The sequence below is a fragment of the Paraburkholderia sp. BL23I1N1 genome (genome assembly GCF_003610295.1).
GTDB lineage: Bacteria > Pseudomonadota > Gammaproteobacteria > Burkholderiales > Burkholderiaceae > Paraburkholderia.
This window is the reverse complement of record NZ_RAPV01000001.1, coordinates 673,656-683,768: the sequence shown is the minus strand read 5'-3', so window position 1 is coordinate 683,768 and position 10,113 is coordinate 673,656. Positions and strand designations below refer to the sequence as shown.

Here is a 10,113-nt window from a genome sequence, read left to right as displayed (position 1 = left end):
CTTTAAGGCAAGGCCCGACGCGACACGAACGCGTCCCGCCACGCTCAACCGGCCGCACGGACACCCCGCGCGGCCATGTATGGAGAACCGCCGGATGCAAGCCTGGCTACCTGACCTGCAACAACTGCTCGCGCACGGCGACGCCGCCGTGCTGGTGACGGTCGCACGCGTCGAAGGTTCGGCGCCCCGCGAAGCCGGCACCAAGATGATCGTCACGCGCGATTCAGCCAGGCATACGATCGGCGGCGGACATCTCGAATGGAAGGCCATCGAGACCGCGCGCCAGGTGCTGCGCGACGGCATGCGCTCGCCGCATATGCGCCGCCTCGAACGCTTCGCGCTTGGGCCCAGTCTCGGTCAATGCTGCGGCGGTGCCGTGATTCTCGCTTTTGAGCGCCTCGACATCGGCGACCTCGGCTGGATCACGTCGCTCGCGAAACGCGTGGCCGCGGGCCAATCGACGGTGCGTAGCGTATCATTCGGCCCCGCACCGGATGCGGTGATGCTGTCCGACCCCGAGCCGGGTGTCGATGGCGCCGACTGCCTGCTGTGGGACGGCGCCGGTTTCGACGACAGCGGCGCGCTGCTCACCGAAACCATCGCGCCAAGCGACTTCCGGGTCGTGCTGTTCGGCGCCGGTCACGTGGGCGCGGCGCTGGTTCGCGTGCTGGCTACGCTGCCTTGCACCGTGCGCTGGGTCGACGAGCGCGACGCGCAGTTTCCGCCCGTGGAAACGCTGCATGCGCCGAACGTGAAGATCGATCCGAACGACGCACCCGACGAAGCCATCGACCAGGCCGCGCCGCATACGTACTTCATCGTGATGACGCACAACCATGCGCTCGATCTCGAGTTGGCCGAGCGCATTCTGCGGCGCGGCGATTTCGCGTTCTTCGGCATGATCGGCTCGCACACCAAGCGCAAGCAGTTCGAACATCGGCTGGCCGCGCGCGGCATCGACCCCTCGCAGATCGCGCGGATGAAGTGCCCGCTCGGCGTTGACGGGATCGTCGACAAGTCGCCGGAGATCATCGCGATCTCGGCTGCCGCCCAGGTATTGCAGGCGGTGGAGGCGAATGCGGGCGCGCATGCGGCGCAAACGGTCTGATTTGCCGCACAATCGACCTGCCGCCCCAAGCGATTGCATTCTGTCCTGCATCCTGCATCCGGTGCGAACCGACTCCAACGAACTCCTGACCGACCATGAATACAACAACCGCTAGCTCTACGCCACTCATCGAGAAAACCGCTCGCGCGCCGAAGGCCGAGCTGCACATTCATATTGAAGGCTCGCTCGAACCCGAGCTGATTTTCGCGCTCGCCGAACGCAACGGCGTAAAGCTTGCCTACGACTCGATCGAAGCCTTGCGCGCCGCCTACGCGTTCACCGATCTGCAATCGTTCCTCGACATCTATTACGCCGGCGCGAGCGTGCTGCTGCACGAGCAGGACTTCTACGACATGACGATGGCGTATGTCGAACGCAGCCTCGCCGACAACGTGATTCACAGCGAAATTTTCTTCGATCCGCAGACGCACACCGAACGTGGCGTGCCGATCGCAACCGTGGTGGCCGGTATCGAACGCGCGCTCGCCGATGCGGAAAAACGCGGCATGTCGAGCAAGCTGATTCTGTGCTTCCTGCGCCATCTGTCGGAAGAAGATGCGCTCGCCACGTTTGAAGAAGCGCGCCCGTTGTTCGAGCAATACAAACATCGCCTGATCGGCGTGGGTCTCGATTCGTCCGAGCGTGGTCATCCGCCTTCGAAGTTCGAACGCGTCTTCGCCCAGGCACGCGCGCTCGGCCTGAAGCTGGTCGCGCATGCGGGCGAAGAAGGCCCACCGTCGTATATCTACGAAGCGCTCGATCTGCTGAAAGTGGATCGGGTCGACCACGGCGTGCGCAGCATCGAAGATCCGGCGCTCGTCACGCGCCTCGCCGATACGCGCGTCGCGCTGACCGTGTGCCCGCTGTCGAACCTCAAGCTCTGTGTGTTCGACGACATGACCAAACATACGCTGAAGGACCTGCTCGATCGCGGCGTCGCCGTCACGGTGAACTCCGACGATCCGGCTTATTTCGGCGGCTATGTGAACGCCAACTATTTCGCCACCATCGACGCGTTGAAGCTCAACGATGCCGAGGTCTACGCGATCATCCGCAACAGCTTCGAAGCGTCGTTCGTCACGCCCGAGCAACGCAGCGAACTGATCGCAAAGCTCGACGCGCACTGGCACCCAGGCGGCCCGCACTGACGGGCCAATGAATAGCAGTCGGCGGCGGCATGGGTTCGTTTCAGAGCCAGATTGAAACCGTCGTCCGCGCTGCTTAGCTCCTCACAAATACGGAGACGGTTTTTCATGACTCAATCGGCACTATCGGCACAACCCGCCCAATCGGCATTCCGCGCGCAACTGCTGACCTTCAATGGCGACCCCGCGCAATCGCCGAACGCGGCGGTCTTCCACGAGGACGGCTTGCTGATCGTCGAAGACGGCCATGTCGTCGCGGCGGGCGCCTATGCCGCGCTCGCGCCGCAACTCGCGCCGGGCACCCATGTGCAGGAAATGCGCGACAAGCTGATCGTGCCGGGTTTCATCGATACGCACATTCATTATCCGCAGACCGACATGATCGCGTCGCCGGCGCCGGGGCTCTTGCCCTGGCTCGACACGTACACGTTCCCGACCGAGCGCCGCTTTACCGATCCGGCGTATGCGCGCGATACGGCAAGCTTCTTCGTCGAAGAACTGCTGGCGTGCGGCACGACCACCGCGCTCGTTTATTGCACAGTCCACAAGGAATCCGCCGACGCCCTCTTCACCGAGAGCGAAGCGCGCAATCTGCGCATGGTGGCCGGCAAGGTGCTGATGGACCGCAACTGCCCCGAGTTCTTGCGCGACACCGCGCAATCGGGCTATGACGACAGCGCCGAGCTGATCGGCCGCTGGCACAACCGTGGCCGCCAGATGTACGCGCTCACGCCGCGTTTCGCGCCGACCTCGACCGGAGCGCAACTCGAAGCGTGCGGCGTGCTGGCAGGCAAGCATCCCGACATCTTCATTCAGAGCCACGTCGCGGAAAACACCGACGAGGTGAAGTGGGTCGCCGATCTGTTTCCGGGGCACCGCAGCTACCTGGACATTTACGATCACTACGGCCTGCTGCGCCGCCGCGCGGTGTACGGCCATTGCATCCACCTCGACGAGGAAGACCGCAAGCGCATGGCGCAAACCGGCACGGTCGCCTCGCACTGCCCGACTTCGAACCTGTTCCTTGGCAGCGGTCTGTTCGACTTCGACAAGGCCGACGAAGCCGGCATGCCGATCGCGCTGGCGACGGACGTCGGCGGCGGCACCTCGTTCTCGATGCTGCAAACCATGAACGAAGCGCACAAGGTCGCGCGTCTGACCGGCCATCATCTGACGGCCACGCGCATGTTCTATCTGGCCACCGCGGGTGCGGCAGAAGCGCTCGATCTGGCGGACAAGGTCGGTACGTTGAAGCCGAAGTCGGAAGCCGACTTCGTCGTGCTCGATCCGCAAGCCACCCCGCTGCTCGCACGCCGTACCGCGCGCACTGAATCGCTCGAGGAACTGCTGTTCGCGTTCGCGCTGCTCGGCGACGACCGCGCGATCTTCGAAACGTATGCGGCAGGCAAGCGTGTGCATCGTCGCGACGACGTGCGTCAGCATGCGCCGCGTGCGGCGAAAATCGCGGCTTGAAGGGATTGCCGATCTGAGTCGTGAGTTGATTCAGACGGCCGAACAAAAAACGGCGCTTCCTTCAGGAAGCGCCGATTTCATTTGCTCATGCTGTGCAGCCCGATCACCGATGAGTACACACGTCGTGCAACGCATTCAGACGGCGCACCGGATCGGCGACATAGGGATTCGTTTCATCCCACGCGTAACCCGCCAGCACCGCGCTGATCATGCGACGGATCGAGGGTGTCTGGTCCGGATAGAAAATGATGTCCTGCAACTCGCCCGTGTACCAGCGCTCAACGAAGGCGCGGAACGTGTCGATCCCCTTGCGCAAGGGCACGTCGTAAGCGGCCGACCAGTCGACCGGCTCGCCCTCCAGTTGGCGGTTCAACGTCTGCACCGCGAGATGCGCGGAACGCAGCGCAATCGTCACGCCGGACGAGAACACCGGATCGAGAAATTCGCCCGCATTGCCGAGCAACGCATAGCCCGGTCCATGCAAACGCTCGACATTCGCCGCGTAGCCGCCGATGTGACGCACCGGCATCAGGAACGGCGCGTTGCCAATGAAGGGACCGAGGGTCGGCTCCTGCTGGATCAACGCGCGCAGCTTCGCTTCGCGCTCCGCTTCCGGCACGTCGAGGAAACTGGCCTCGGCGACGCAACCCACCGAGGAACGGCCGCCCGCCAGCGGAATCATCCAGAACCACACGTCGCGGCGCTCGGGGTGGGTCGCCACGCAGATCTTGTTACGGTCGGTCGCGCCGGCCGGAATACCGTCCCGCACATGCGAGAAGATCGCGGCCCGCGTCGGCATGTGCGTGGGCGCCTCCAGGTTTTTCAAGCGCGGCAGCACACGGCCGAAGCCACTTGCGTCGAACACGAAGCGCGCTTCCACTTCATAGGCGTTCTCCGCTTCGTCGATCACTTCGAGCACCGGCTTGTCGTCGTTCCTCGCGGGATGCATCGCGCGGACCGTGTGGCCGAAGCGCACGTCGGCGCCCTGCTCCGCCGCACAGCGAATCAGAATATCGTCGAACACCGCGCGCTCGACCTGGTACGTGGTGCCCCAACCCGGCGAATGCTTGTCGCGGAAGTCGAACGCCGACGACTGGCCACGGTGAATAAAATGCGCGCCGTTCTTGTACTGGAAACCGGCTTCGACCACCGCCTGCAGCATGCCCGCCTCTTCGAGGTAGGCCATGCTTTGCGGAAGCAGACTTTCGCCGATCGAGAAGCGCGGGAAATGCTGGCGCTCCAGCACCAGCACCGAGCGGCCCGCGCGGCGCAATAGCGCCGCCGCGACCGCGCCTGCCGGACCCGCGCCGATGATCGCTACATCGACGGTCATGCGCTTTGACGAATGTGTACTCAAGGTTGCCTCAATCGATTGCTTGCTCGGAACTGCGTTACGCTGCATCCTTACTTCTCGTTACAATTACGCGCTACAGCAAAAACAATATTTCGCCTGGGAGCCAGCGTGTCGCCATCCGAAACATCCAGTGTGCCTTTCGTGCCGGAAACGGCCTTCGGGATCTGGTTCCTGCGTACCTATACGTGGGAACACCATGTTCTGCGGGTCGCGATCAACGACCTCAAACGCCTGATCGACGCGCCGCTGCCCACCGCGCCGGTGATCGTAGACGTCGGCTGCGGGCAAGGCATTTCGTTCCGCCTGCTCGCCGAGGCGTTCAAGCCGCGCCGCATTGTGGGCGTCGATTTTCATGAACCGTCGCTGACGCTTGCCGCTAACGCAGCCCACGCCTGCCGCGACAAGCTCGCAGATATCGAGCTGCTGCACGGCGACTGCGCGCAATTGCCGCTGCCCGATGCCAGCGCCGATATCGTGTTCTGTCATCAAACCTTCCACCACCTCGTCGAGCAGGACCGCGCGCTCGTCGAATTCCGCCGCGTGCTCAAACCGGGCGGCGTCCTGCTGTTCGCCGAATCCACCGACGCGTACATCAAATCATGGGTGATCCGGCTGCTGTTTCGCCATCCCATGCACGTACAGAAAAGCGCCGACGGGTACCTCGACATGATCCGCCGCGGCGGTTTCCGCTTCGATCAGCGCAACGTCTCGCTGCCGTATCTCTGGTGGAGCCGCGCGAAAGACTTCGGCCTGCTCGAACGCCTCGGGCTGTACCGTCCGCAGCCTGGCAAGCGTCGTGAAACATTGGTCAATGTCGCGGCGGTCAAGGCGGATTGAATTTCGCCAGGGTGGTGGCAGGCCATCGCCCTCGCCCTGGCAAGCATCAAAACGTGACTATTTGTACACGTTCTGACCTAATTCGCTTCCAGCACGACAAGCTGCCCGCTCACCGCGACCGCAGCCGCGCTAGGGCTCACGCCACAGGTGAAGTCGGTCGATGAATCGGTCGTGGTGCTATGAAAGCGCGTCGACACGTCGATCACGGCATTCGCGTTGCGTTCGCGAGCGGCCGCGCGCAACTTCTGCACGGCTTCGGCGAGCGCTTCATGGCATGCGTCCTCCGGGCTCGCTACCTTGCGCGCGATCCGCGCCGAGTAGGACACGTCGCCCAACTGGCTCTTCACCGCGGGGTGGCTCTGCTGACCGAAATACACCGGCACGCCGCCACTCGACTGACCAGCGGCCGCCGCGAGCGGCACGGATTTCACGTCCGTGGCACATCCCGCCTGCGTCAGCACCACCACCGCCGCCAGCGTACCCAGTACAAAACGTTTTTTCATTTTTATTGCCTCGTTTTTTAAATGACGGCGGCTTCAACCGCCTTGCCACGCTTCAAACATCAGGCTTGCGCAACTGCCGCCGAACCCGAAAGAAATCGACATCGCCGTGCCGATGCGCGCCTCGCGCGTCGTGCGCACGAGCGCCATGCTCTCGACGCCAGGCTCCGGCGTCTCGATACCCACCGTCCCCGCGATGAAACCGTCGCGCATCATCAGCAACGTATAGATCGCCTCGTGCGCCCCGCATGCGCCGAGTGGATGCCCGGTCATGCCCTTGGTCGACGAGAACGCGGGGACGTCGCCGCCGAACACGTCGCTCAAAGCGCGCAGTTCCTCGACATCGCCAAGCGGTGTCGACGGTGCGTGTGTGTTGATGTAGTCCGGACGCTTGCCCGCTTCGCCCAGCGCGCCACGCATCGCTCGCGCGATGCCGGCCGCGCGCGGCGCGACCATGCCTGCGGCGTCCGTGCAATCCCCGAAACCCGTCAGCTCGGCGTAAATCCGGGCTCCGCGCGCCAGCGCATGATCGAGCGATTCGAGCACCAGCACGCCGCCGCCCGACGCGATCACGAAGCCGTCGCGCGCCGTATCGTAGGGACGCGAAGCATGCTGCGGCGTGTCGTTAAAGCCGCGCGACAACGCCCCCATTGAATCGAACAACAGCGTCATGTTGTCGTGCAGCGATTCGCTGCCGCCGGCCAGCACGATTTGCTGGCGGCCGGTCTGGATCAGTTGCATCGCCTGGCCAATGGCGAGCGACGACGTCGTGCATGCCGACGACGGCGAATAGCTCACGCCCTCGAGTCCGAACACCTGCGCGACATTGGCCGAGGCAGTGCTGCTCATCGCATGCGGAACCGTGTACGGCGGCACTTTGTCGACGCCACGGGTATTCGCAATCGCGATCGCTACGTCGTAACTCGACATCGTGCCGACACCCGAGCCGATCACGGTACCGGCCCGCGGCGATCGCAATGCGGCGGGGTCGAGCCCGGCGTCGTCGATCGCTTTCCTCGCGGCGTGACACGCAAAGCGCGCGGTGTCGCCCATAAAGCGCTCGAGCTTGCGCGCGAACGGCGGCTCCTCCGCGACCGATGCGACGCCCGCCACCTGCGATCCAAAACCGCGCTCACGCCAGGCGGCGATCCGCTCGATGCGCGAGCGGCCCGCGCGCAACGCAGCGGAGACCTCGTCGAGCGAATTGCCGAGGCACGACACGATCCCCATGCCGGTGACGACCACGCGGTGCAGCGCCATGCTCATCGAACGCGCCTGAAAATCAGCGACGTGTTGATGCCGCCGAATGCGAAGTTGTTGCTCATCACGTGTTCGGCGTCGATCTCACGGCCCGTACCAACGATGTAATCGAGTGGCGCGCAGGCCGGATCGACGTTCTCCAGGTTCAAGGTCGGCGCATACCAGTTGCGCTTCATCATCTCGATAGTCCACCACGCTTCCAGCGCACCGCACGCGCCAAGCGTATGGCCGACATAGCTCTTGAGCGAACTGATCGGCATGCGTGCGCCGAAGGTCTGCGCGGTCGCATGGCTTTCGGCAATGTCGCCACGGTCTGTCGACGTGCCATGCGCGTTCACATAGGCGATCGCTTCGGGCGGCAGTTGCGCATCGTTCAGAGCGAGCTGCATGGCAAGCGCCATGGTTTCGGCCGTCGGCTGGGTCATGTGCGCGCCATCCGAATTGCAGCCGAAGCCGGCGATCTCCGCATGAATCCGCGCGCCGCGCGCCACCGCGTGTTCATATTCTTCGAGCACCAGCGTCGCCGCGCCTTCGCCGACCACGAGTCCGTCACGCGCGGCATCGAACGGACGCGGCGTGAGATGCGGCTCGTCGTTGCGCGTGCTGGTCGCGTACAGCGTGTCGAATACGGCGACCGCCGGGCCCGATAGTTCTTCCGCGCCGCCCGCCAGCATCAGCGTCTGCTTGCCGGCCTGGATCGCCTCATACGCGTAGCCGATCGCCTGACTGCCCGATGCGCACGCACACGAGGTCGGGATGATCCGCCCTTTCAGATCCCAGAACAGGCCGACGTTGACCGCCGTGGTGTGCGGCATCATCTGCACGTAGCTATTCGACGTGACATCGCTCATCGAGCCGGATTCGAGCATGGTGCCGAACGCACGAATCGGCTGCACCGAGCCCGATGACGATCCATAGGCGACGCCCATGCGGCCGTCCTTGATGAGGACGTCGTCGGCGAGGCCCGCGTCAGCGAGCGCCAGTTCGCTCGCGCGCACCGAGTACATGGACACCGGTCCCATCGAACGGGTTTTCTTGCGCGGATAATGCGCGGGCGCCGTGAAGCCCGGCAACGGGCAGGCGAGCCGCGTATGCAGCGACTCGAAGTAATCCCACTCGGGCATCCGGCGCACTGCGTTCACGCCGCGCGTCAGGCGCGCTTCGATGACGTCCCAGCTATCGCCGAACGCCGTGACACCGCCCATGCCGGTAATGACGACGCGCTTCATCACACCATCCCACCGTTGACGCCGATCACCTGGCGCGTGACATACGAGGCCGCATCCGACATCAGGAAGCTGACCACGGACGCCACTTCGGCAGGCTGGCCGACGCGGTTCATCGGCACCGTCTTCAATGCCTGCTCGAGCGGCATCTCGTCGAGCATGCCGGTCTCGATCAAACCCGGCGCTACGCAGTTGACGGTGATGTTGCGCGTCGCCAGTTCGACGGCGAGCGCCTTGGTCGCGCCGATCAGTCCGGCCTTCGCCGCGCTGTAGTTAACCTGCCCGCGGTTGCCCATCACGCCGGAGACCGACGCGATCGTGACAATGCGGCCGCCCTTCTTCGCCCGCACCATCGGCATGGTCAGCGGGTGGACGACGTTGTAGAACGAGTCGAGGCCCGTTTCGATCACGATGTCCCAATCTTCCCCGGTCAGCGCGGGGAACGCGCCGTCGCGGGTCACGCCCGCGCTGCACACGATGCCGTAGTACGCGCCGTGGGTCACGACGTCGACTTCGAGTATTTCGCGGCACGCGGCGCGATCGCGCACGTCGAATTGCAGCACGCGCGCCGTGCCGCCTTGCGCGGCGATGCCCGTTGCCACTGCTTCGGCTTCAGTACGGCCCGTGCGGCAATGCACGGACACCGCGAAGCCGTCGGCGGCCAACTTGTACGCAATCGCACGGCCAATGCCACGGCTTGCGCCGGTAACGAGAACACGCCGGCTCATGAACTGAAACTCCCTTCAATGAATGACTGAAAATCAGGCGGCTGAAAGACCTTGATGACCGCCTCGGCGCAACACACATCGCCGTGGTGGATCGTGCATTCGTAGGCGCCGTGGCCCTCTTCGCTGCGCAGCAATTCTGTGGCGTGGATCAGCAACTCGGTGCCGCCGGCGAACGACGGCCGCAAAGCTTTATAGCTGCGCGAGCCGAGCAGCACGCCGGGACGCGCTTTGCCGCCGCCGCGCATGGCGAGCAGCGCGACGTGCGCCGCGATGGCCTGCGCCATCAACTCGATGCCGATCCATGCGGGCATCGCGCCGTCGGCATCGGCGTACCAGGCGTCGGCGCGCACGGTGGCGCGCGCGCTCAGCGCGTCTTCGGTAAAGGTGTTGACCCCATCAATCAGCAGCATCGTGCCGCGATGCGGGATGATCGCTTCGATCGGTTGCAGGAAGAGGTCCTGAATGGAGGGCGTTAGGGTCAT

At 64.3% G+C, this 10,113-nt stretch carries 10 protein-coding genes; 4 read left to right on the top strand and 6 right to left on the bottom strand.

Translation table 11 applies throughout. The features are described 5' to 3' along the window. The first annotated feature begins 94 nt into the window (after positions 1 to 94). From xdhC to guaD, 3 genes are all read left to right on the top strand, one after another. Positions 95 to 1,108: a xanthine dehydrogenase accessory protein XdhC gene (gene xdhC / locus B0G76_RS03345; RefSeq protein WP_120296170.1), complete on the top strand. Its 1,014-nt coding sequence runs from the start codon at positions 95 to 97 to the stop codon at positions 1,106 to 1,108. A gap of 95 nt (positions 1,109 to 1,203) precedes the next feature. Beyond that, positions 1,204 to 2,256 carry an adenosine deaminase gene (locus B0G76_RS03340; protein ID WP_120290083.1) on the top strand — a complete coding sequence of 351 codons (1,053 nt, stop codon included), beginning with the start codon at positions 1,204 to 1,206 and terminating at the stop codon, positions 2,254 to 2,256. A gap of 105 nt (positions 2,257 to 2,361) precedes the next feature. Next, positions 2,362 to 3,726, top strand: coding sequence for a guanine deaminase (gene guaD, locus B0G76_RS03335; RefSeq protein WP_120290081.1), 1,365 nt, complete (start codon positions 2,362 to 2,364; stop codon positions 3,724 to 3,726). Positions 3,727 to 3,829: 103 nt separating this feature from the next. Here the strand turns inward: guaD and B0G76_RS03330 are convergent, their stop codons facing one another. Further along, complete coding sequence (locus B0G76_RS03330) at positions 3,830 to 5,083, bottom strand: NAD(P)/FAD-dependent oxidoreductase (RefSeq protein WP_120296169.1); 1,254 nt, start codon at positions 5,081 to 5,083, stop codon at positions 3,830 to 3,832. Between the two features lie 105 nt (positions 5,084 to 5,188). On the opposite strand from B0G76_RS03330, the gene B0G76_RS03325 reads away from it, so the two are divergent. Beyond that, positions 5,189 to 5,917, top strand: a complete 729-nt coding sequence (locus B0G76_RS03325) for a class I SAM-dependent methyltransferase (protein ID WP_120290079.1) — start codon at positions 5,189 to 5,191, stop codon at positions 5,915 to 5,917. 77 nt (positions 5,918 to 5,994) lie between these two features. Here B0G76_RS03325 and B0G76_RS03320 read toward each other — a convergent pair whose 3' ends face one another. The 5 genes from B0G76_RS03320 to B0G76_RS03300 are packed head-to-tail and all read right to left on the bottom strand — an operon-like array spanning position 5,995 to position 10,113. Then, positions 5,995 to 6,420 carry a signal peptidase gene (locus tag B0G76_RS03320; RefSeq protein ID WP_120290077.1) on the bottom strand — a complete coding sequence of 142 codons (426 nt, stop codon included), beginning with the start codon at positions 6,418 to 6,420 and terminating at the stop codon, positions 5,995 to 5,997. Positions 6,421 to 6,453: 33 nt separating this feature from the next. Next, the gene (locus tag B0G76_RS03315; RefSeq protein ID WP_120290075.1) at positions 6,454 to 7,683 is read right to left on the bottom strand and encodes a beta-ketoacyl synthase; all 1,230 of its coding nucleotides are present in this window, start codon (positions 7,681 to 7,683) and stop codon (positions 6,454 to 6,456) included. Continuing rightward, complete coding sequence (locus B0G76_RS03310; RefSeq protein WP_120290073.1) at positions 7,680 to 8,906, bottom strand: beta-ketoacyl-ACP synthase; 1,227 nt, start codon at positions 8,904 to 8,906, stop codon at positions 7,680 to 7,682. Before B0G76_RS03310 ends, B0G76_RS03315 begins: the two co-directional genes overlap by 4 nt. Further along, positions 8,906 to 9,631 carry a 3-ketoacyl-ACP reductase FabG2 gene (locus B0G76_RS03305; protein WP_120290071.1) on the bottom strand — a complete coding sequence of 242 codons (726 nt, stop codon included), beginning with the start codon at positions 9,629 to 9,631 and terminating at the stop codon, positions 8,906 to 8,908. Before B0G76_RS03305 ends, B0G76_RS03310 begins: the two co-directional genes overlap by 1 nt. Next, complete coding sequence (locus B0G76_RS03300) at positions 9,628 to 10,113, bottom strand: hotdog family protein (protein WP_120290069.1); 486 nt, start codon at positions 10,111 to 10,113, stop codon at positions 9,628 to 9,630. The genes B0G76_RS03305 and B0G76_RS03300 overlap by 4 nt, the downstream gene beginning before the upstream one ends.